We start from the raw sequence: 22894 nt of genomic DNA, 5'->3' as shown, positions 1-22894 counted from the left end.
TAAGATATCTTAGCAATTTTGATTTATCCTGCTGTTTCCTACTTATATAAAAAAACAAGCCAATCTAGACATACATTGTGTATCACCTAGTGGCTTGTTTTAAATTTTTATTAATTGGAGATAACCTTGTTTTTATCTTCCAATTTTGTGGTAATTTCAATTTTTTCTTTGGCATCTCTTATTATTTTTAACTTAACAGTATCTCCAATATCATGTTTCTTAATTAGCTCTATTAGTTGCTCCATACTGAATACTTTGTTGTCATCTATACTTATTATTATATCATTAACTTTTAAACCCGCTTTATCCGCTGGTGAACCTTTATATACTTCTTGAACAAAAACTCCTATAGGCAATTCATACATTTGTGCTAAATTTTCATCTATATCTCTTCCTGCTATCCCTAGGAATGGTCTAGGAACTACTCCAATTTCAACTAAATCTTTTATTATAGGTTTAGCGTAATTTATTGGAATGGCAAATCCAATACCTTCTACCTTTGTATCTGCAATTTTAATAGTGTTAATTCCTATAACTTCTCCTTTTGAATTAACCAATGCACCACCGCTGTTTCCTGGATTTATAGCTGCATCAGTTTGTATTAATCTTAATTCACTATCACTCATACCTAAATCTCTATTTAACGCACTTACAACACCTTGTGTAACTGTATTGTTATATCCTAGTGGATTTCCAATGGCTATAGCTATCTCTCCGGGTTTTAGCTTATCTGAATCGCCAAAATTTGCTATGGCCAATTTATCTATTACATCTATTGGTACATCTTTTTTATCAATTTTAAGAACTGCTAAGTCTGCATCTGCATCACTTCCTATAACTTCTGCAGGGGCTTTAACTTTATCTGATAATAAAACAGTTACTTCTTGTGCATTATCTATAACATGATTATTGGTAACAATATAAATACCTTTACTATTAATATCAAAAATTATACCCGATCCTGCACCTTCTTGGATTCTTAACTGTTGAAACCAATCCAACACCTTAACTTTACTTGTTATAGCTACAACAGATGGTCCTACATGCTCTGCAATTTGACTTGTTGACTCACTAACACTACTTGTATTAATTATAGTTGTTTTTGCACTACTTCCTTTTTCATCTAACCTCTTACCAACTTCGTATGTTCCATCAATTTTACTTAGTAAAAAATACTCAGAAACATTGTAGCCTACTCCTATAAAAAGTCCACCCACCATGGCAAATAGTAATCCTAAGGCTATAACCGCTTTAAGATTTCTTTTTTTCTTCTTTTTTGATTTTACTACATTAACTTTTATTTCTTCTTTTATTTCTTCATTAGTTATTATGTCTTCTTTAATATCTTCTGTTAGTTCTTCTTCATTGCATTCATTTTGTACTTGTGTTTCTTCTACTATATTTGCATCTACAATAGGCTCTTCAGAATTAATGTTATTTTCTAATTGTTTACTAGTTTCATTTTTATTAACATCCATGTTTTCTCACCTCAAAACTTTTATAAATATTTTGTTAATTATATTTTAATATATATTTATTAATAAAATATGAACAAATTATTAATTATAACAACGGAACATAAAAAATTATAACACCAAAACTAATCTAACCTACTAATTTCTATGGATTTTTTTAAACTAAATGTAAACATTGTTCCTTCTGTCTCATTGCTACTAACCTGTATTTCTTCATTATGACGTTCTATAATGCTTTTAATAATTGCTAACCCTAATCCTGAACCTTTTTTATTTTTTCCTCTGGATTTATCTAATTTTACAAACCGCTCCCATATATATTCTAAATCTTTTTGAGGAATAACATTACCGCTATTACTTATTTGTACAATTATTTTTTCACTGTTATCACATGTTCTAATTTTTATAAATCCATCATCATTAACAAATTTAACAGCATTATCTATAAGATTATACACAACTCTATTTATCTTATCTTTATCTGCATAGACTATATCTCTTGTACTGCATAAATCTATCTTAACATCAACACTTTTTTCTTCTAAATTAACGTCAAATTTTTCTATTTCATTAACAATCATTTCGTTTATACTGAAATTACTAAAAGATAACTCTCCATTGCCACTTTCCATTTTTGATAAATCTAAAATATCATTAGTCATTTTAGATAAACGTTCACTTTCTTCTAATATTATATTTAAATATTTAGTTTGATCATTTTTATCTATAGTACCGTCTAATAAAGCTTGTGCATATCCTTTGATTGAAGTCAATGGAGATCTTAAATCATGTGATAAATTTGAAATAAAATCTTTTCGCATCTTATCAACTTTGCTTAATTCTTTGGACATATAATTAAAGTTCTTAGCTAATTGGTTTAGCTCATCATCTCCATCTATATCAATAGTTTTACCAAAATCGCCTTTAGCTAAAACTTTAGATGCATCACTTAAGCTATGTATTTTATTTTTTAGATTTCTTGATAATATGAAAACTGCTCCAAGGCCTATTATCAAGGCAAACCCCAATACTACTAATGTTATTGTATTTATGTCTGATATTGTTTTGTTGACTTCAGGCATGGGAGCGTGCATAAATAAAGCCATCATAACTTTATTGTTGTAAATTATTGGATAACCTATTGTTAAAACTGATTCATTGAACTGTTTGTTAAACTCCCCCTGTCTTTTTATAATATAACCATCAAAAACTTTTTTAACCTCTTCCTTTACTAACAGTTCATTTAACCCCATCTTATTTTCTAAATTTGAACTTACATAGAGATTTCCACTTCTATCAATCATCCATATATGTGCATTAAGATATCTTTCGAGTGCATCTATCTCAAATCTTAATTTTTCAAAGTTAGGCACACCTAATTCATGTATTAGTGTAACCTGTTGTTGTACTTTTGTGCATTGTTCAATTAGCTTTTTTTCTTTCTGGTTCAAAAAATAATTTTCCAAAGTATTTGACACAATAAAGCCTAATACAATAAAGCTTACCAAAATTATTGACACATAAATTACAAGCATTTTGCCAAATAAAGATTTCAACTTCAATAATTATCACCTCTTTAGTTTACCTCGAACTTATAACCTACGCTCCACACAGTTTTTATTTTCCAATTTTCATTATCCTTTAACTTTTCTCTTAACCTTTTTATGTGTACATCAACAGTCCTTGTACTGCCTACAAAGTCATATCCCCATACTTTGTCTAATATTTGATCTCTTGTAAAAACTCTATTATTATTTGATGCTATAAAATACAACAACTCAAATTCTTTATGTGGCAGTTCTAACTTCTTTTTTTTATATATAACTGAATAATCCTTTAAATTAATCACTAGGTCTGGAAATACTAAGGCTTGATCATCATTTTTTTGTACATACCTTCTAAAAACAGCCTTAATACGTGCTATCAATTCTTGTGGTTCAAAGGGCTTAACTATATAATCATCAGCTCCTAATCTTAACCCTACCACTTTATCAAGCGTTTCACCCTTTGCTGTCAACATGATTATAGGAATGGAGCTTTTTTTTCGTAATTGAGTACAAAATTCATATCCGTCAATCCCGGGCATCATAACATCTAATATAATCATATCAGGTAAGTAATTATCAAAATCATTTAACGCTTCAATGCTATTGTTATATTGTCTTGTTTTATAACCCTCTTTATTTAAATACAAAGCAATTAATTCTGTAATGTTTTTATCATCATCAACAATCATTACCTTAGAATTTTCCCTCATATCATGTCCTCCTATTACTTATATTTCATCTAGTTAGTTGCAAAAACTACCAGCATATTCACTAGGGAACCATCTAATGTTTCTTTGAAAGTGTGACTTCAAGAGTTCGTTTCTTCATCGCTCACTTAAATCAAAAGAAACGAGCTCTTGTCGGAACCGTCAAAGATTGTTAGATGGTTTCCCTCACCAAAAACTTATGAGCTAATATAAATTTTTGCAAATGACTACTTATATTTCATCAACAATATTTTTTATCCACTTATTAGATTTCACTCTATACAAACCAACAATCATTTTCACAATTTCTTCTATATTAACAAGCGCTACAACTAAGTAAACAGGTAAATCAAATAATAATGCTCCTATAAAAGCTAATGGTACTCCTATCAACCATACGCACAAAGTCTCTAATAAAAAAGAAAACTTTGTATCTCCTCCACTTCTTAATATACCTACTATCAATACAGATGTATAATTAGTTGCAGGTAAGAAAATTGCGTATACTATTAAAATTTTAACAGCCGCTAACTTAACATCTGCTGAAACATCAAAGAAAATAATCACATATTTTGAACCCAACACTAATAACAATCCTAATGTTAATCCTAATAATAACGAAATATAAGTGAATTTTTTCGAATATATATCAGCCTCTTTATATTTATTTGCTCCAATCTTATTTCCTATCATAATAGCACAGGCATTCGCTACACCTATACTTAAAACAACAAACAAATTCCTAACAATATTGGAAATTTGTACTGCAGCTACTGCATCTGTGCTAATCCTTCCATAAGCTGCACAATACATACTCATACCAACTGACCAAAATAATTCATTTAAAATTACACTGGTAGTTGTATTAAAGTATTTAATAATAAAATCCTTTGATAAATCAAGCATTTCCTTTAACTTTGCGGATAATACTCCTTTTTTATAGTATATTGAACCAAGAATTATAAAAACTTCTATAATCCTTGCTGTTAATGTTGCATATGCTGCTCCTCTAATTCCTAATTCAGGAAATCCAAATTTCCCAAATATCAATAAATAATTAAATAGAGTATTGCACCCTAAAGATATACAACTAGCAACCATAGGAAGTTTTGTTTGCCCTATACTTCTAGAAGCAGCTCCATAGGAAAATGTTATAGCAGTTATTGGATAACTAAATACTATAATAACTAAATAACTTACACCCAAGTTTATAACTTCTTTATCTTCAGTAAAAAGTCTTATTAAAAAATTAGGAATTGAAATACCTGCAATAAAAAATAATAAACTAGCCCCAACTCCTAAAATCAAAGACAACCCTAAAATCTTCCTAATATTTTTCACATCTTTCTTACCCCAAAATTGTGCAGTAAAAATTGATGATCCACTATTGATACCAAATAAAATTAATGAATAAATGAAAAATATTTGATTTGCTAATGCAACTGCTGCTATATTAGTCTTACCTAGCTTACCTATCATAACTGTATCAACCATATTTAATGATGAAAATATTAGATTTTGAAATGCAATAGGTATAGCTATTGAAATCATAGTTTTATAAAAATCTCTGTTTAATCTATCTGTCAATACCATAATTTATCTCCACTCTTTCATCCTAATCGTTTGTTCTTCTTCCATCACCTAAGATGTTTATTTTTTCTCCTAAAAATGTTGGCTTTTTCTTTAATATATTTACATAAACAAAGTCTTTACATCTAGCTATAGACTCTCTTATTTTATACATCATCAATTTAGGATAAAAATGTTTATCAGAAGGTACGCCATAAGCTTCTATTCCAAGTTGTCTCCCTATATAAACAGCTCTTGGTAAATGGTATTCTTGCGTTACAACAATCATACTTTTTACTTCAAAAACATCTCTAGCCCTATAAATACTTTCATAAGTACTAAAACCAGCATGATCCATAAAAACATCTTTCTCATCAATCCCAGCTTCTAGTACATATTTCTTCATTGCATTGACTTCATCATAGTTTTTTCTTCCATGATCACCACTTAGTAATACTTTTTTTACTTTTCCTTCTTTATATAATTCAATCCCTACATCAAGTCTATCAGCTAGAATGTCTGAAACTCGTCCATTCTTATGTACTAATGCACCTAAGACTAAAGCAACATCTGCTTTAGGTATATTATCAATTTCATGTGTATAATTTTTTGCTAAAGATATTACTCTATAATTAATTAATCCAATAATTAACATCATAGAAATACATACTGTTATCCCAAATATTATCATTTTTTTCAATACTTTTTTCAGGCTATTCTCCCCTTTCATCATTATTTACTATAATCTATTTTATCATTATTACAAATATAGTAAAAGAGGGTACTTCAAAATGGCAAATTCCTAATTGTCTATTTTCGCCCATTTTGAAACACCCTTAAGATACTAACTCAACATATATTTATAAGCAATCCAGTTCTATTATTATTTTATTTTTAAAACAGTCTTATCCTTATCTAAATCTATTGTTAATTTAGAACCTTCTTTTATATTACCTTTAAGAAATTCTTCTGCCAATTCATCTTCAATATATCTTTGTATTGTTCTCCTCAAAGGTCTTGCTCCATACTTTTTGTCATAGCCTTTTTCTAAAATAAACTCTTTTAACTTGTCTGTAACTTCTATATCTATTTCTTTTTCAAGGGCTTCTTGTTTAACTTCCTTTAACATTAAATCAATTATTTGTTTTAACTCTTTTTTATTAAGGTGAGTAAACACTATACTTTCATCAACTCTGTTAAGAAATTCAGGTCTAAATGTATTTTTCAACATCTCTTTTATTTTTGTTTCTAAAACATTGTATCCATCATTTTCAAAACCTATAGAAGCAGATTTTAAACTAGTACCAACATTAGAAGTCATAACTATTACAGTATTATCAAAAAATACTGTTCTACCTTGACTATCAGTAAGTCTACCATCTTCTAAAATTTGCAAAAGCATATTGAATACATCTGGATGAGCTTTTTCTATTTCATCCATTAATATTACTGAATAAGGCTTTCTTCTAACTTTCTCAGTTAGCTGACCACCTTCATCATAACCTACATATCCAGGAGGTGATCCTATAAATTTTGATACTGTATGTTTCTCCATATATTCGGACATGTCTACACGAATAAGTGCTTCTTCACTTCCAAACAATTCACATGCTAATGCTTTTACAAGCTCTGTCTTACCGACACCTGTAGGTCCAACGAAAATGAATGAAGCTGGTTTCTTTTTCTTTTTAAAACCAGATCGGGTTCTTCTTATTGTTTTGGCTAAACTTCTTATAGCATTGTCTTGACCAATAACTCTTTCATGCAATTCATCTTCTAATTCTAATAATTTTTTAGCTTCCTGCTCAGTTATCTTTTGAACAGGTATATTAGTCCAAGATTCAATAACAAAAGCTATATCTTCAACAGTTAATTTAGTATATTCATCTTCATCTTTTAATAAATTAATTTTATCATTTATTTTGCATTCTTCCACCTTAAATAAAGCAGATTTTTCATAATCACCATTAGATGCTGCCTCTTCTTTTTTATTTAATAGGCTATTAAGCTCTTTTTTAAGCTTACTTAATTCAATAAGTTTTTTATTGACAAGATTTGCTTTAGAACCTGCTTCATCTATTACATCAATTGCTTTATCAGGTAAATATCTGTCAGTAATATATCTTTCAGATAATTTTGCAGCTGCATCTATGACTTCATCTGAAATTCTAATTTTGTGATAATCCTCATAATAATGTTTAATGCCTTTTAAAATTTCTATAGTTTCTTCTATTGTAGGTTCGTCAACTGTTACAGGTTGGAATCTTCTCTCAAGAGCTGTATCCTTTTCAATATGCTTCCTATACTCTTCAAAAGTAGTTGCGCCTAATATCTGTACCTCACCTCTAGCTAATGCAGGCTTCAAAATATTAGCAGCATTCATAACTCCTCCATGTACTTCTCCTGCACCCATTATATTATGAACCTCATCTATAACTAAAATTATATTACCGCTTTCTTTAGCTTCATTGATTATAGCTTTCATCCTACCTTCAAATTGGCCTCTAAATTGTGTGCCTGCTACAATAGCAGTCATATCTAACAGATATACTTCAGAGTTTTGTAGCTTTTCAGGGACTTGTCTTTCAAATATCCTAACAGCTAACCCTTCGGCTATAGCAGTCTTGCCTACACCTGGTTCTCCAATCAAAACAGGGTTATTTTTAGTTCGTCTATTTAAAATCTGAATAACTCTACCAATCTCTTTATCTCTACCAACAATCTTATCAACTTTGCCTTCTTTAGCAAGTCTCGTTAAATTACTACCATATTTATCTAGGTTTTTTCTCTTTTTATCTTCTTTGCTTTTAGATTTTTGTTTATCATTCTTTTTATTTTTACTTTCATAAGAAGATTCTTTTTTATCTGAAATACTATCTTTATTAAACATATTACCAAAAATCTCATTGAGAGATTCGCCTTCCGCTAATTCTTCCATGTCTACATCTGAAAACATTCCATTCATTTGCTCAGTTATATTATCTATATCTTCAGGTGACATACCGGTTTGTTGAAACATTTGATCCAAAACAGGAAGACCCATTTTTTTAGCACATTCAATACAAAGTCCTTGCATTTCAGTCTTACCATTTTCAACTTTTGTAGTAAATATCACAGCTACATTCTTTTTACAAATAGAACATAATTTCATAATAATCAACTCCATTTATTTGTATATTATACAGATAGTTAAAATTCCTGTTATCTTTCTCATCATTCAAACTATTAATACAGCTACTATTTTAAACTTAAATACTATTTACTATTATAACAAATCATATCTCTAATTAACATATATAGTATTATATTTAAATCAAACATAAGTATTGTTTTTATACATAATCCCAGATTATTCATAGAAAATTAATACTTATTGTTATTATTAACTCTTATTAAAATAAACATAATATTTAACCTAGATTATTCAAAGTTATATAAATAATCATAGTTTAAATATTCAAACTTCCTAACTATTATTACCCTATTATTATATAAGAATAACAAAATAATTGTAACTTAAATAAAAAACAATCTACTAAACCATCTAATTTTTCAATAATTATATTATTTCTGTTAAAATCTATTAATCCATCTTCTTTCTTATTTATCATTTTCCCAGATAAGATGGTCTTGAAACTCCTAAAATATTATCAATATTACTAAATAATTACTATTCCTTAAAGCATAGAATAAATCCTTCATTTTTGTCTCTTTTTTACTTTATTGTAACATGCGTTACCGATTTTATTGCTTTATATCATTATAATGTACTTAAATTAACAATACAAGGATGTACATTAATGAAAAGAAAAATAATTAACATATTAGTTTTTTATTTTTATAATTGCTATTTATTAATAAATATTAATGATTAATTATTTCGACATATTTCACTTAAATTCTATGGTAGTATATTCTTAAACTGTTAATATAATAGTTTATTAAAGATTACAAAGAGGTGTAATATGAAAAATATCCTTATAAAAAAATTAATAATTTTTATTATATTTAGTGGAATTGTTTTATTATCATTTAATTATACACATACATGGCATCTAATAAACCAAGTTCCTAAAAATGATTTTGATAGAGTTGAAATTCATGAGCTGCACTCGAATAATACCTATGTAATTAATGACAAAAATAAAATAGCCAATATATATAACTATCTATTTGATCGTAAATGTCAAAAAGTTGAAGGATGGTTTTCAAATGGACTTCATTATGATGGTGAAAATTACCGCTTAATATTTTTGAATAAAAAAGATTATTTGTTTATATATTTACTAGAACCTGATTATATCAAAATCGGAGATAAACCTTTTTTTGTAGACTCTAGCTTTGATTTTAAAACTTTAAATGAATACATAATGAATTAATAGGGAGGGTTTTATTGTGTGGTCAGTTTTCATAATAATCATACCTATCATCGTTATTTACCTCTTCGTTGATGCTTTTACCACGCTAAATAGTCTTGACGAAAAGTGTAATAACAAAAAGTTATCAAGCAAGCTAACTATATCTCAAAAAAAAGAACTGCTAAGAATAGACTCTTATTGGATATTTTTTGATATAGGTTTACTATTATTGTTTTTCTTATTGTTATTAGTCAAATATCAGTTTATATTTAATTTACAAATTCTATCTAGCATTACTCCATTTATGCTTACTATTACATGGTTTATAGTATTTATAGCAGGAAATTTAATATTTTATAAAAACACTAGACAAATATAAAAAACAAATCAAAATAAAACCAAAGTGTGTTTTATTTTAAAATACGCTTTGGTTTTACTTTATAATAAATCATAAACTTTGTAGTTATAGCTTGTTATTTTCTTGATAATTGTTAACAAATATTAATATTCATAATTCCGACATATTTACTAGTTTATTATGATATATTGTATATGAATTAAATATAAAAAGAGGTGCATAATGCAAAATAGAATATTAAAAAAGAAATTGTTACTTTTTACCCTATTCACTGTAATTATCTTATTGATATTTAATTATATACATCCATGGTATTTAAAAAATCAAGTTCCTGCAAATGATTTCTATGAAATACGAATATCCAAAACATTTTTTGAAGGTAATGATTTTTCTGAAAAGAAAATTATTGTTACTAATAAAGCTAAAATAGATGAACTCTACAATTATTTATTTAATCGAAAATGTACAAAAGTTAATATGTGGTTTAAAAACTTTTACACTTTTGACGGTCAAGATTTTTCCATATGCTTTATTGGTAAAAAAAATATTCTAAATGTATCTGTGTTAGAGCCTGATTACATCATCATTGAACGTGATCCTTATTTTATAGATGATGATTTTAGCTTTGATACCTTTATTAATATATATAAAGAAGAATAAAAAGGAGGAGCTTAAGAGGTGTGGTCAGTATTTATGGTAAGTATACCTTTATTACTTATTTATCTATTTGTTAATGCTATAATAACGCTAAACAATCTTGATGAAGAATGTAATCGTAGAAAAATATCTCTTGACAATAAATTTACAACAACTCAAAAAAGAAACCTTTTAAGAATAGATTCATATTGGACAATCTTTGATGCAACTTTACTTTCACTGCTCTTTTTCATATTATTGATCAGATACCAAATAATATTTAACACACAAATATTATCTAAAATAGCGCCATGTATACTTGTTATTACTTGGTTTTCAGTATTTTTAATTGGAAATATAATATTCTACATTCAAATAAAAAAATATAATAACAATTAAAATTACAAGGAGAGTTTTATTATGAGTGTTAATGTTTCACCTAGTGCTATTGCATTTTTATTGCAATTATTATCTACTTTTTTTCTATTAAGTATTATATTTTGTATTATATTTTTTACATACAAAATTCTTAAAAAATTACTCAGTAAATAGTCCATATTTTATTTCTTTCAATTAGTAATACTTTCATAAATACTATTAATTTTTATCGCTAAGCTTATATGCTCAATAAAGCCAAGGTTGCTTTCTTCCATATTTAGTATCTTCTTTGCTTTCATAATCCTATATCTTATAGTATTTTCATGTTGATAAAGAACTTTAGCTGTTTTTTTATAGTCGCCATCCATTTCAACAAAAGTATTAATTGTGTTAAAAATATCTGCATTGTTTTTATCATCAAAATCTTTGAAAGGCTTTACAAATTCAGCATATATTTGGTCAAACTCAATACTGTCTTTCATTAAATATAGTAAATTATTTATCTTTATATTTTTAGCCAACTTAAACACCTCATTTGCATAATATTAAGTATATTTCTTATAATTATACATTATTAATTGTAATATTTCTATACCAATTTATGATAAAAACTGTTTTCTTAATAATTTATACTATGTAATTTTGTATAAATATTGCTAATTATAAAGAAAGGGTTGGTAATATGAGAAAAAATATAGTCGTTATCTGCTTAGTAATAATTTCATTTGTATGTGGATATTTCTTTAATTCAACTTTTAATGAAATGAATTCTTCATCTGATAATAATCAATTAAGCTATAACATAGATACTTTTAAGAAGGTTAAAAATCTTATTGGTAAAGACTTTTATGTTGAAGGATATGAACAAATATTTAAAAATCAAACTGATATAGTATGTGTTCCAAATGGTATTGATGACAGGCAGGATTTAAAAGACGATGGTTTATATCATAGAAGTAAACATTACATATATAAAAATAAAAAAAACGGAGTAATAATTTTAATGAGCATAACAGCTAACAATAGAAATTCTAAAAGAAAAGAATGGCTGCATAGTATGGGATATAAACCTACAACACATAACTCTAATTCCAATAGATATAAAGATACCTATGATAAAATTTTTTCTAAATCTGAGGTTTATTTATACAGTTTCTCTGGCAGAGGTTACAATATTAGCCTTGTAGGTATATCTGATAACCCAAAACATGAATCAGTTTATACGCTAAATGAATTAGCTAAATTTACAGATATATTAGCACACTTTTTAGATGATCATAATTTATAGGTAAAATACTATTTTTAATGTCTTTAAAGTAACTAAATATGATTACCAAAATGAATATTTACTAATTATGTTTAAAAACCTTGCAGATATAACATCTACAAGGTTTACTTATACTTTTATTTAGCACCATTTATAAAGTTACTTTACTTCATACTAACATGATCCCCTCTATCAACAACAAGCTTCAACCCAATCTTAGCAATTTCTTTGGTTATAGCTTCTTTGTATTCAGCAGCTTCTAATCCACTTATATTTTTATTGTTATATAAAGTGTATTTCTCCCTTACTTCCTTAGGAGATAGATTTGGCATTATAACATTTGCTCCTGCTTTTAAGCCTAATTCTCTACCCTTTTCATGTATTGAATTTAGTGCTGTTGTTGCAGGTAACAATACCTCTGGTAATATTAATCTTACTAAAGCTAACATTATTAATGTCATATCTACACTACCAGCTTTCATATCTTTAAAAGGTGTATCTACATGTGGTATAAATGGTCCGAGTCCGACCATATGAGGACTTAGCTCTTTTAGAAACATCAAATCCTCTACCATGTTTTCAAGCTTTTGATAAGGTGAGCCTACCATAAACCCCGCTCCAACTTGATAACCAATCTCTTTTAAATTATAAAGGCATTTTTTCCTATTTTCTAAAGTTTGCTCACTTGGATGCAGCTTTTTATAATGTGCTGCCTGAGCTGTTTCATGCCTCAACAAAAATCTATCCGCTCCTGCATCAAAAAACATCTTATAGGACTCGTAACTCTTCTCGCCTATAGAAAGAGTTATTGCACACTCTGGATATTTATCTTTTATAACACTAACTATTTCCTTGATTTTATTATCTGTAAAATAAGCATCCTCTCCACCTTGCAGGACAAAGGTTCTAAAGCCAGCTTTATATCCATAGTCACAACACTTTAATAATTCATTAAGAGATAATCTATATCTATCAGCATTATTGTTACTTCTTCTAATACCACAATAATAACAATTGCTTTTACAGTAATTTGTGAATTCTATTAATCCCCTAAAAAAAACTACTCTGCCATATACTTCATCTCTTTTTTTACAGGCTTGCTCAAACAAATAATCTTTTGTTTCTTCATCTATTTTATTTATAAATTCTAATAACTCTTTTTTATTAAATTCTTGGTTATTAAATAGCTTATCTACAAATTGTTTCATATCAGTTTACCTCATTCCAAGCTTTTTTAGCTTCTGGAAATGGCTCTAATGCTCTATCTAATATGCCATGTATATAAGCAATAAAAACACCGTAGTTTACTATAGGAACTCCTAGTTTTCTAACACTATCTATTCTATTAACCATTCCAGCTCTGTTCAGCATGCACCCACCGCAGTGTATTATTAGAGAATATTTCTTAACCTCCTCTGTAAAGCCTGTACCCGATGAAAATTCAAACTCCAGTTTTTTTCCAGTTCTTTCCAGTAACCATCTCGGAATCTTTACTTTTCCTATATCATCATCTTGTCTATGATGAGTACAAGCCTCAGATATTAGTATCTTATCTCCATCTTTTAAGCTATCAATAGCTTTGGCTCCCTTAATAAGCTCTATCAAATCACCTTTGAATCTTGCAAACAAAATAGAAAACGATGTCAGTGGTATATTATCAGGTGTATCTTTAGAAACTTTTTCAAAAGCTTGTGAATCTGTAATAACTAATTTTGCTTTTTCTTTTAATCCCTCTAAAGCTTCCTTTAACTCACTTTCCTTAACTACTACTGATATAGCATTATGGTCTAGTATGTCTCTGATAGTTTGCTGTTGAGGCAAAATAAGTCTCCCTTTTGGAGCGGCTTTATCAATTGGAGTTACTAAAATAACAAAGTCTGTTGGCTTAATTAAATCACCTACTAGCTTTAATTTATTTTTTTCCTGGGGTTTTATTTCAATAATTTTTTCTTTTAATTCTTCAATACCTTTTCTCTTTATTGCTGATACAGGAGCTATTTCAACATCTAATTGCTTACTCAACTTTTTAATATCTATTTTATCTATATCTATTAAGTCAATTTTATTTAAAACAATCGCTAAAGGGATTTTTTTAGCTTTTATTTTTTCTATTAAATCTTTTTCATAATCTGTTATTCCCTGCTTTGCATCAACTATTATTAAAGCTACATCTGTCTTATTTAAAACTTGTAATGATTTTTTAACACGAAGCTCACCTAGACTTCCAAAATCGTCTATTCCTGCTGTATCGATAATCACACATGGACCTATAGGCAATATTTCCATAGATTTATAAACTGGATCAGTCGTAGTTCCCTTAACCTCTGATACTATAGCTATGTCCTGATTTGTTATTGCATTAATCACACTAGATTTTCCCGCATTTCTCTTTCCGAATAACGCTATATGAACTCTATTAGACCGTGGAGTTTCATTTAGACTCATTTTATTACACCTCCATTAAAAATGCATCTCCTACTCTATACTATTTTAGGAGCAAGCATTGTTTTACTTTACTTCATACCTCATTTTCATTCCTAAGAATAAGTGAATTCACAAAAATCATAGATTTCTTTTTTCTACTCATAAGTAAGCAACTCATGAATCATATATTTTAGTTCCTGCTTAAAATCAAGTTATGGATAATAAAAAACTCCCAAAAAGGAAGTTATATATTCTAAGCTCCCTTTCAGATTAGAAAAATCTTCTCTGGTAGGTAATAATTTAGCACAAATAACTAAAGAGATATCTCTAGATATTTGAAACATAGATTGTTTATATTTTATCAATCAGTGTTTCAAAAGTCAATATTTATGGGCACATTTATGGCATATCAAATATTGAGAATAATAATAAAATGCTTATCATATCGACATAATTCATCATATTTCTATTATTTTTATGTTTGTTCGACTAATTCTATTGCCAATTTATATCAATTTAAATATAATATAATATAAACAATCTATTAAAAATTATTTTTTTGAAATACATTACGGAATTTATATCTATTTTTTTAAAGTTTAAAATTTCCTAGATTTTAAACCATCATACATATTAAATCGTTAAGGTAAATTCATCCAATTGGTTCGGGAATTTAAAATTATCACCTATTATAACAAGCTTTTAATCATTCAAAAAACACTATAATTTTTCTATTTTAATGCATTGCATAGTTAACATTTTTTTATTACTATTTTTCTCAGATTATAAATATCTTTAACCCTGATTATTCATATAACTTTAAATAACATGTGTATAGTTAAACAGAATACTTAATTTTATCGTTACTCATTCAAAAGAATGAGTTTCATTAATAAATTTATTTAATTTTTATAAATTTTCTGGGTTTAACATAAAAAATATTTAAGGAGGTTTATAATGAATCTAAGAAATAAAATGCTTTGCTTTATTTTAATTCCTGTAATAATAATATTCACTGCATTAAGCTTTTATAATGGCTTTACAATGTATACCACGCAAGAAAAAGAATCTCTTGCACTTGCAGAAACACTTTCGCAAAAACAATCAAAAGAATTTGATAAGTTTTTTAATATGAAAATCAATACTGCTAGAAGTATTAGAAATACTATTGTAACCATGAAAAAATTAAATAACGTAGACAGAAATGAAATAATCAAATTATTAGAAGAAACACTATCACAAGATTCAAACTTAATAGGTGTATGGACATGTTGGGAACCAAATGCTCTTGATGGTAAAGACTTACAAAATGCTAATACTATTAATCATGATTCAACTGGAAGTTTTATACCTTACAGTTTCAAGTCAAATGGTTCAATATCTACAGAAGCTCTTGTAGATTATTCTTCACTTCCTTATTATACCACACCAATAAAAACAGGTAAGGAAGTTATTACAGAACCCTTTTATTATAATGTAGATGGTGTTAACACTTTATTAGTAACAATATCTGTTCCAATAACATTTGACAACAAAACTGTTGGTGTAATAGGACTTGACATATCTTTAAATGAATTGCAATCTATTCAAATAAAGGATTCTTTATTTGAGGGTACTTATGGAGAGCTAGTATCAAATGAAGGTACATGGGTTATATCTCATACTCCTGAAAATATAGGTGAAATTAATAAGCACTTAGTTGAATCTGGTAAAATAAATGATATACAGTCAGCAAATTCATTTCATTATAATGAAGTATATGATGATAAAGAATACCTCGAATATTTTACACCTGTAGTTATAGGAAATTCAACTACTCCTTGGTCATATTGCGCTGTTATACCTAAATCTTCAATATATTCTAAAATAAATCATATGATTTTTATAATTGCAATATTTTGTGCAATAGCAGTTATAATACTTGGTTTGATTACATTTTTTATTGTTAATAGAATTTCAAAGGCAATAAAATTTTCTGTTATACATGCTGGTACTTTAGCAAAAGGGGATTTTACAAACAGTATAGATGCTAAATTTTTAAATAGAAAAGACGAAATAGGCCATTTATGCAGTTCTTTTGAAAATATTAATACTAGTCTAAAGCTTTTAATTAAAGATGTATTGAATATAGTTCATAGTATATCTGCATCCTCAGAAGAATTAGCTTCTGCAGCAAATCAAACAGCTATAGCATCAGAGGAAATCTCTAAAACTGTTGAAGATATAGCAAAAGGTGCTAGCGAACAAGCTAAGGACACTGAGACTGGTTCGCAAAATGTTCAAATTATGGAGGATTTGATAAATAAAAATACAATAACAATTGGACAATTAATGAAAGCCTCAGATAATGTAAATAGTCGAGTTATTGAAGGTCTTGAAATAATGAATGAATTAAATGAAACTGCTAATGAAACTGAAAAAATTACTTCTGAAGTATCAGATATAGTAATATTAACAAATCAAAGCTCTGAAAAAATAAAAGAAGCAAGTATGATGATTGCAACTATAACTGAGCAAACAAATCTATTAGCGTTGAATGCTGCTATAGAAGCTGCTAGAGCTGGTGATGCTGGTAAAGGTTTTGCAGTTGTTGCTGATGAAATAAGAAAATTATCCGAACAATCTACGGCTTTTACAAACTCCATCGATTCTATAGTAAACAATTTAATTGTTAATTCGCACAATGCAGTAAATGCAATAAAAACAGCTTCTTCAGCAATTGGTGAGCAAAAAAATAATGTTACCAAAGCTGTTTTGAGTTTCAATGCTATATCTGAATCTATTGGAGGTTCTATAACACTTATTGAAAATATATATAAAGCTAGTGAGGACATAAATGGTCAAATTTCATTGTTGTTAGATTTGATACAGAGTCTATCTGCTGTGGCTGAGCAAAATGCAGCTGGAACAGAACAAGCATCTGCTGCTTCCGAAGAACAAACAGCAACAATACAAGAAATCTCAACTGCAACAGAAAAGCTTGCTGAGTTAGCTGGAGATTTACAAAACTCTGTAAGTAAATTTAAAATATAACTATGATGTTGTAAAACCGTTCAAAAACTTAATAACTAAAGATTAGCACAAGCTTTATAGTTCTTTTATAATAAAGCTTTGAAGGTAAATAATGTATTTGATAAATTATTTTAGTTCTTTACTATATACGAGGGAGACATGCATGCAGGAATCTTTTTCATCACGGTGGTATACGAGTTTTTTCTGATTATAAGTAAAAGGAAAAAACTGTCGCACCAATTCCCTTAGAAAGAAACCTTGTATGTCTCCTAGTAATTTTATTATTGCAATTTTCTTGGCTCTTTTATTATAATACTGAAGATAAAGTATTGATAGATATAATAATTTCTTAGTATAAATCTATATAAATTGTAAAATTGTAAAAACTTGATAACAAATGATTTATCAAGTTTTTTAGTTTATACTATTATTTTCAAAATATTTTATACCCTACTATCAACAAAAATGGTAAAATATTAAATGGAGGTTATTTTAAAATCACCTCTTTGTTTTTAAATTTGAAAGGAAGTGAACTTATTTTGAGGTACTTACTCAATCGTTCAGTACTAACTAGGTTTGTTATTTGTATCCTTTTCATTTTATTAATATCTAATACTGTTCTTGCTGAAAGTAATAATGTATTTATTGATGTTAAAGACACTGATTGGTATGCAAATAGTATAGATGAATTAGTCGAAAAAAAAATAATTAATGGTTATCCTGACAATACATTTAAACCTAATAATAATATAAATGTAGACGCTTTTCTAAAAATAGTAATCTCTTCTTTAGACTGTAAAGTCGAAAATAATGAAGATTATTGGGCTTTAGGTTATATACAAAAGGCTATCGACTTAGGCTTAGTAGATGAAGGTGAATTTATCAAATATAATAGACCTATATCACGTGGTGAAATGGCAAAAATTATTGTTAGATCAATTGAAAATGAAATTGATATTAATAATTTGACTGTTTATAAAACACTTATAACAGATTATGAAAACATAGATGCATCTTTACAAAAATATGTATTACAAGCTTTTTCAGAAGGAATTATTACTGGGTATCCTAATGGTGAATTTAAGCCAAATGAAAATGCTACAAGGGCTCAAGCCTGTATTATGATTATTAGAACTCTTGATGAATCAAAAAGAAAAATACCTACTATTCCTTTAGATTTATTATCTGAGTACCCTATTCTTGAGAAAAAAATGTATTTAAATAAAGAAAAGGAATATCTTGAATATGAAAAACATTTATATGACATCACAGCAAATACCGAAAATGAATTGCTTGCTTTAGAATTAGAAATAGATGACATAGAAAAAAATTTAGCAAAAATAGCTGATAATTTAATAAAAACTTATGAACCTTATATTTATGATAATGGAGATCAACATTTTGGTAAATATGAGAATAACACCTTTTATGGTAATACTTTATTCATACTTAAGGATGGTACAAAATTAGTATATACAAATTATAAAAACGATGTTGCAAATGGAAACGGTATGATAATTTGGAATGATGGTGATAAATATATAGGTAATTTTAAAGATAGTAAAAAACATGGTAAGGGAAAATATGTTTTCAATGATGGAAATGAATATATTGGATATTTTAAAGATAGTGATTTTGACGGAAAAGGATTATATAGATATGTCGACAATGAAAGATATATAGGTTCATTTAAACAAGACCAAAAATCAGGTATTGGTATATACTATTTTTCAAATGGAAACAAATATATAGGTGATTTTAAAAAGGATTTATTTGATGGTAAAGGCATATTTGTTTGTTCTAATAACAACAAAACAGACCTTCAAAAATATATAGGAAATTTTAAAAACGATAAAAGAATTGGTAACGGAATTAGTTACTGGAAAGATGGTTCTAAACATATTGGCTTTTATAACAATGATATAATTGAAAATAAACCTGGCTGCTATATCAACAGTAGTGGCGATATTTATATTAGAAATGAAGTTGTTTCTGAATCTATTGAACAAGGTAAATATATTTGGAACAATGGACTTACTTATATTGGACTATTTGATAAAGAACATAATCGTTTATGTGTAAATCCACAATATATATATAATGATGATACTATTTTTAATGAAACAGTGAATAAAATAATCGATAAAATAATTAAACCTGATATGTCTGATCTTAAAAAAGAAAAAGCAATACACAATTATCTTATAAAGAATACTGTTTATTACAAATATGAGGATATGGGTATAGATAACATTCCAGAATATTGTCATACGGCTTTTGGAGTTTTAGTATTAGGTACAGGCGTTTGTGATGGCTATGCAGAAGCTGCTAATATACTTTTAAATAAGGTAGGTATAGAATCTAAGCTTGTTTTTGGATATGCAAAAAATACAGAAATAACTGATGATGCTATAGGTCATGCATGGAATTTAGTTAAAATCAATAACAAATACTATCATTTAGATGTAACTTGGGATGATAATGATGAAAATAATAAAATATATTATGACTTTTTTAATCTAACTGAAAAAGAAATTCAAAAAACTCATAAATGGTAATAGAATAACTAAGTGAGAGTCTAAGCATATGGGGACTCTACCCCACAGCTTAGACTCCTACTTAAAAAATCACATTATATCACTACTATTTTTAAATTTATACATTATATGCGCAAATAATAGCGAGCTTAATATCCCGATATAAATCGAACTTATTTTATCAAAGCCAAAAAGTATCCATAAGATACTAAAAACTGGTCCAATTATAATATGTAATATTTCATATTTTCTGATTATATATTTTTTACAATATAAAGAAATTAAAACTGGTACAAATACTGGTGTTGCTCTGAAAATCATTGAAAGAAATCCCCATCCAAGAATTAAGGAATTTTCATTTGCTATAACTATGAAATAGATTATAGATATTATTGCTATTATAATAAATCTTAATTTTTTTATATTAGAGCTGTCTTTATCAGTTTTGGGAAAATGTAGTACATCTTTTGATAATATTGTTGTGATACCAAGTGTCAAGCCAGCTCCTGTAGCTATTGAAGAAATTAAAACTGATGCAATAGAAAGACCCGCAACTATAGGATTAGTATGGTTTTTTACAAATAATATAAAAGCATCTCTAGCTATTATATTAGGATAATTCATTCTCATAAACATTCCTATCATTGTACATACAATCCCTACTGGCAAAATCAAAAATGAAGTAATTATACAACTTTTTTTCAGTACTTTTTTATCTTTAGCAGCCATTATAGTTTGGAAGTAAATTTGTGTTGAAAGCACCCCTAATATAGTAGATATCGGCAATGATAAATCTTTTATAAATCCGTTTGAGAATATATTAAACCATGGCTCATATGTAAAGGTATCTAGTGAAGCACTAATAAAATCATAACTACAAATAAGATATAATCCACATATAATGCTAGTAGAATATAAAAGTATTGTCTTTATTCCTCCAACTATTGTTCCACCCCAAAAGCCACCAAATATTACATAGCATGTTATTAATACACATACTATCAGGCTAGAAATATATATTTTAAAGTTTAACAAAGAATTAAATATAGATACTGAAGCAAGTACTTGTCCATTGATATGTATAAACATTCCTAGACATAATACAATGCTAGCCACTTTTTTAGCTCTTTGCCCAATATTGTTTCCAATTATCTGAGTTACAGTTATATATTCTTTTTTTTCTAAGAGTTTTCCATAAAAAACATATAACAATATACTTGATACACTAAGCCCTAGGGTAAACCATACAGCACCAATACCTCGCTCGTATGCCATTTGGCTTGTCCCAACTGTAGAAGCTCCACCTATAATAGCTCCCATAAGCATACTCAAAGTTCCTGTAGTACCTAATCTACCTCCTCCTATAAGAAAATCTTTAGAATTTTTAACTAATCTCTTACTCAAATATCCTGCTATTAATGTAATAAATATGGTTATATAAAAAACTGTTAATATCATACCGTCACCTTCTGTCTAAATTTATAAAAACCATAACCAATTAAATATATTCTATGTACATTTTGTTAATCCTCTAATGTGTTTTACTTATATGTAAAAATTACTCGTATATTTGTAATATATATATTTGTTAAACCTTTGTAATTTGAATCTACTCCAATTATTATAAAGGCTTCACCTCCATCATTTGTTTCAACTTCATATATACTCTCAAAACTCTTAAATTGATAAGCTTTATCTCTAGAATCAACTTTTGCTATGTTTCCTAATGTTCTCATATCAGTACCGCTAACAACCTTACTCCCTTTATCTATATTTATTCTGTAAAAACCTTCTTGTACAATTTTTTCTGGTTTTATATTAACTATTCCTGCTTTTACATATGTGTTTTCACCTAATAACCCTTCTGTAGGCTGATTCGTTGCTACTTGAAAAGATAATCTTGCCTTATATTTTGTATTTGCTTTTAAATCATCATTTTTAGTTAATTTTTTTGTAATATACATAAATAAACTATCTTTTCTATTATAGCCTTTAAGCATTAATCCATTAGCACTGTCTTCTCTTACAGGTACAAGTGAATGCTTAAATTCGAGTTCATAATTATCTTCATTATCTAATGGTAGATCTGCAAAATCACCTTCCCAACCTTCACTGTCATTTAATAAACAAAACAGTTTGTTAGCTGGATTTAATGATTTAATACTTTCATAATTCAGTTTCTCAATTTGAGCATTTTGACTGCTACAAGAGCATGTTAGCAACAATATAAGCGAAACAATAAATATCCATTTTACATCCTTCATATGAACCCTCCTCATATATTATAAATCTTGGTATTTGTATATTTATTGTTTTCATTTTGCTATATAATATGAATATTATAGTAATATTAAATAAATAATAACTACAATAATGTTATTAAGGGAGAGTTGTTATGGATAAATCAGATATAAAAGATGCTTCATATAATGCTGATAAGGAAATATTAAATATCGAACTTAACAATGGAGAAAAACATCAATATCATAAAGTACCAGCATTAGTTTATCAAGGTTTTTTAAATTCTGCTTATCAAACTGATTATATGTATAAATTATTAAATGAACATTATGAACACTACAAATACTAAACAATAAAATTATGCAATCGAGTAGGAGGTAATTGA

General features: G+C 27.6%; 20 protein-coding genes. 8 read left to right on the top strand and 12 right to left on the bottom strand.

Annotation, left to right across the window (positions count from 1 at the left end):
* Positions 1–110 precede the first annotated feature (110 nt).
* The 7 genes from AYC61_RS11080 to AYC61_RS22040 all read right to left on the bottom strand — a co-directional run bounded on the left by AYC61_RS11080 (position 111) and on the right by AYC61_RS22040 (position 8909).
* A complete protein-coding gene (locus AYC61_RS11080) occupies positions 111–1478 on the bottom strand; it encodes a S1C family serine protease (RefSeq protein WP_066501891.1) in 1368 nt (455 codons plus the stop codon).
* A gap of 122 nt (positions 1479–1600) precedes the next feature.
* Positions 1601–3037: a HAMP domain-containing sensor histidine kinase gene (locus tag AYC61_RS11075; RefSeq protein WP_066501889.1), complete on the bottom strand. Its 1437-nt coding sequence runs from the start codon at positions 3035–3037 to the stop codon at positions 1601–1603.
* Positions 3038–3051: 14 nt separating this feature from the next.
* Positions 3052–3732: a response regulator transcription factor gene (locus AYC61_RS11070; protein ID WP_066501886.1), complete on the bottom strand. Its 681-nt coding sequence runs from the start codon at positions 3730–3732 to the stop codon at positions 3052–3054.
* A gap of 228 nt (positions 3733–3960) precedes the next feature.
* Positions 3961–5322, bottom strand: a complete 1362-nt coding sequence (locus AYC61_RS11065) for an MATE family efflux transporter (RefSeq protein ID WP_066501884.1) — start codon at positions 5320–5322, stop codon at positions 3961–3963.
* A gap of 22 nt (positions 5323–5344) precedes the next feature.
* Positions 5345–5989: a SanA/YdcF family protein gene (locus AYC61_RS11060; protein ID WP_242866778.1), complete on the bottom strand. Its 645-nt coding sequence runs from the start codon at positions 5987–5989 to the stop codon at positions 5345–5347.
* A gap of 192 nt (positions 5990–6181) precedes the next feature.
* Positions 6182–8449 (bottom strand): ATP-dependent Clp protease ATP-binding subunit, encoded by a 2268-nt coding sequence (locus AYC61_RS11055; RefSeq protein ID WP_066501883.1) that lies wholly within the window; start codon positions 8447–8449, stop codon positions 6182–6184.
* A gap of 325 nt (positions 8450–8774) precedes the next feature.
* On the bottom strand, positions 8775–8909 hold the full coding sequence (locus AYC61_RS22040) for a hypothetical protein (RefSeq protein ID WP_275935237.1): 135 nt from the start codon (positions 8907–8909) through the stop codon (positions 8775–8777).
* A gap of 354 nt (positions 8910–9263) precedes the next feature.
* On the opposite strand from AYC61_RS22040, the gene AYC61_RS11050 reads away from it, so the two are divergent.
* The 4 genes from AYC61_RS11050 to AYC61_RS11035 all read left to right on the top strand — a co-directional run bounded on the left by AYC61_RS11050 (position 9264) and on the right by AYC61_RS11035 (position 11049).
* Complete coding sequence (locus AYC61_RS11050; RefSeq protein ID WP_066501881.1) at positions 9264–9677, top strand: hypothetical protein; 414 nt, start codon at positions 9264–9266, stop codon at positions 9675–9677.
* A 16-nt stretch (positions 9678–9693) separates the two neighbouring features.
* Positions 9694–10035 (top strand): hypothetical protein, encoded by a 342-nt coding sequence (locus tag AYC61_RS11045; protein WP_066501878.1) that lies wholly within the window; start codon positions 9694–9696, stop codon positions 10033–10035.
* A 201-nt stretch (positions 10036–10236) separates the two neighbouring features.
* On the top strand, positions 10237–10674 hold the full coding sequence (locus AYC61_RS11040; protein ID WP_066501875.1) for a hypothetical protein: 438 nt from the start codon (positions 10237–10239) through the stop codon (positions 10672–10674).
* An 18-nt stretch (positions 10675–10692) separates the two neighbouring features.
* Positions 10693–11049 carry a hypothetical protein gene (locus tag AYC61_RS11035; protein WP_066501866.1) on the top strand — a complete coding sequence of 119 codons (357 nt, stop codon included), beginning with the start codon at positions 10693–10695 and terminating at the stop codon, positions 11047–11049.
* A gap of 170 nt (positions 11050–11219) precedes the next feature.
* On the opposite strand, the gene AYC61_RS11030 is transcribed toward AYC61_RS11035, so the two are convergent.
* A complete protein-coding gene (locus AYC61_RS11030) occupies positions 11220–11549 on the bottom strand; it encodes a helix-turn-helix domain-containing protein (protein ID WP_066501863.1) in 330 nt (109 codons plus the stop codon).
* Positions 11550–11710: 161 nt separating this feature from the next.
* On the opposite strand from AYC61_RS11030, the gene AYC61_RS11025 reads away from it, so the two are divergent.
* Positions 11711–12316 carry a hypothetical protein gene (locus tag AYC61_RS11025; protein ID WP_066501860.1) on the top strand — a complete coding sequence of 202 codons (606 nt, stop codon included), beginning with the start codon at positions 11711–11713 and terminating at the stop codon, positions 12314–12316.
* Positions 12317–12459: 143 nt separating this feature from the next.
* Here AYC61_RS11025 and hydE read toward each other — a convergent pair whose 3' ends face one another.
* The gene (gene hydE / locus AYC61_RS11020; protein ID WP_066501856.1) at positions 12460–13503 is read right to left on the bottom strand and encodes a [FeFe] hydrogenase H-cluster radical SAM maturase HydE; all 1044 of its coding nucleotides are present in this window, start codon (positions 13501–13503) and stop codon (positions 12460–12462) included.
* 1 nt (position 13504) lies between these two features.
* Positions 13505–14740 (bottom strand): [FeFe] hydrogenase H-cluster maturation GTPase HydF, encoded by a 1236-nt coding sequence (gene hydF / locus AYC61_RS11015; protein WP_066501853.1) that lies wholly within the window; start codon positions 14738–14740, stop codon positions 13505–13507.
* Positions 14741–15676: 936 nt separating this feature from the next.
* On the opposite strand from hydF, the gene AYC61_RS11010 reads away from it, so the two are divergent.
* Together AYC61_RS11010 and AYC61_RS11005 are read left to right on the top strand one after the other, a co-directional pair.
* Complete coding sequence (locus AYC61_RS11010; RefSeq protein WP_066501851.1) at positions 15677–17752, top strand: methyl-accepting chemotaxis protein; 2076 nt, start codon at positions 15677–15679, stop codon at positions 17750–17752.
* Positions 17753–18270: 518 nt separating this feature from the next.
* Entirely contained in the window at positions 18271–20289 is a 2019-nt protein-coding gene (locus tag AYC61_RS11005) for an S-layer homology domain-containing protein (protein WP_156456441.1), read from the top strand.
* A 69-nt stretch (positions 20290–20358) separates the two neighbouring features.
* Here AYC61_RS11005 and AYC61_RS11000 read toward each other — a convergent pair whose 3' ends face one another.
* Positions 20359–21726 (bottom strand): sodium:solute symporter family protein, encoded by a 1368-nt coding sequence (locus tag AYC61_RS11000; RefSeq protein WP_066501845.1) that lies wholly within the window; start codon positions 21724–21726, stop codon positions 20359–20361.
* Between the two features lie 83 nt (positions 21727–21809).
* On the bottom strand, positions 21810–22532 hold the full coding sequence (locus AYC61_RS10995; protein WP_066501842.1) for a hypothetical protein: 723 nt from the start codon (positions 22530–22532) through the stop codon (positions 21810–21812).
* Between the two features lie 131 nt (positions 22533–22663).
* Between AYC61_RS10995 and AYC61_RS10990 the strand changes: the two genes are divergently transcribed.
* Positions 22664–22858, top strand: a complete 195-nt coding sequence (locus AYC61_RS10990; RefSeq protein ID WP_066501837.1) for a KTSC domain-containing protein — start codon at positions 22664–22666, stop codon at positions 22856–22858.
* The last annotated feature ends 36 nt before the right edge of the window (positions 22859–22894 follow it).

Source organism: Abyssisolibacter fermentans, from assembly GCF_001559865.1.
Taxonomy (GTDB): Bacteria; Bacillota; Clostridia; order Tissierellales; family MCWD3; genus Abyssisolibacter; species Abyssisolibacter fermentans.
This window is presented reverse-complemented; position numbering and strand designations above follow the sequence as displayed.

Coding starts and splice junctions, on each gene's coding strand:
- hydF (WP_066501853.1), bottom strand. CDS start 14,740: ATGAGTCTAAATGAAACTCCACGGTCTAATAGAGTTCATATAGCGTTA.
- AYC61_RS11055 (WP_066501883.1), bottom strand. CDS start 8,449: ATGAAATTATGTTCTATTTGTAAAAAGAATGTAGCTGTGATATTTACT.
- AYC61_RS10990 (WP_066501837.1), top strand. CDS start 22,664: ATGGATAAATCAGATATAAAAGATGCTTCATATAATGCTGATAAGGAA.
- hydE (WP_066501856.1), bottom strand. CDS start 13,503: ATGAAACAATTTGTAGATAAGCTATTTAATAACCAAGAATTTAATAAA.
- AYC61_RS10995 (WP_066501842.1), bottom strand. CDS start 22,532: ATGAAGGATGTAAAATGGATATTTATTGTTTCGCTTATATTGTTGCTA.
- AYC61_RS11050 (WP_066501881.1), top strand. CDS start 9,264: ATGAAAAATATCCTTATAAAAAAATTAATAATTTTTATTATATTTAGT.
- AYC61_RS11025 (WP_066501860.1), top strand. CDS start 11,711: ATGAGAAAAAATATAGTCGTTATCTGCTTAGTAATAATTTCATTTGTA.
- AYC61_RS11080 (WP_066501891.1), bottom strand. CDS start 1,478: ATGGATGTTAATAAAAATGAAACTAGTAAACAATTAGAAAATAACATT.
- AYC61_RS11070 (WP_066501886.1), bottom strand. CDS start 3,732: ATGAGGGAAAATTCTAAGGTAATGATTGTTGATGATGATAAAAACATT.
- AYC61_RS11000 (WP_066501845.1), bottom strand. CDS start 21,726: ATGATATTAACAGTTTTTTATATAACCATATTTATTACATTAATAGCA.
- AYC61_RS11065 (WP_066501884.1), bottom strand. CDS start 5,322: ATGGTATTGACAGATAGATTAAACAGAGATTTTTATAAAACTATGATT.
- AYC61_RS11060 (WP_242866778.1), bottom strand. CDS start 5,989: ATGATAATATTTGGGATAACAGTATGTATTTCTATGATGTTAATTATT.
- AYC61_RS11040 (WP_066501875.1), top strand. CDS start 10,237: ATGCAAAATAGAATATTAAAAAAGAAATTGTTACTTTTTACCCTATTC.
- AYC61_RS11010 (WP_066501851.1), top strand. CDS start 15,677: ATGAATCTAAGAAATAAAATGCTTTGCTTTATTTTAATTCCTGTAATA.
- AYC61_RS22040 (WP_275935237.1), bottom strand. CDS start 8,909: ATGATAAATAAGAAAGAAGATGGATTAATAGATTTTAACAGAAATAAT.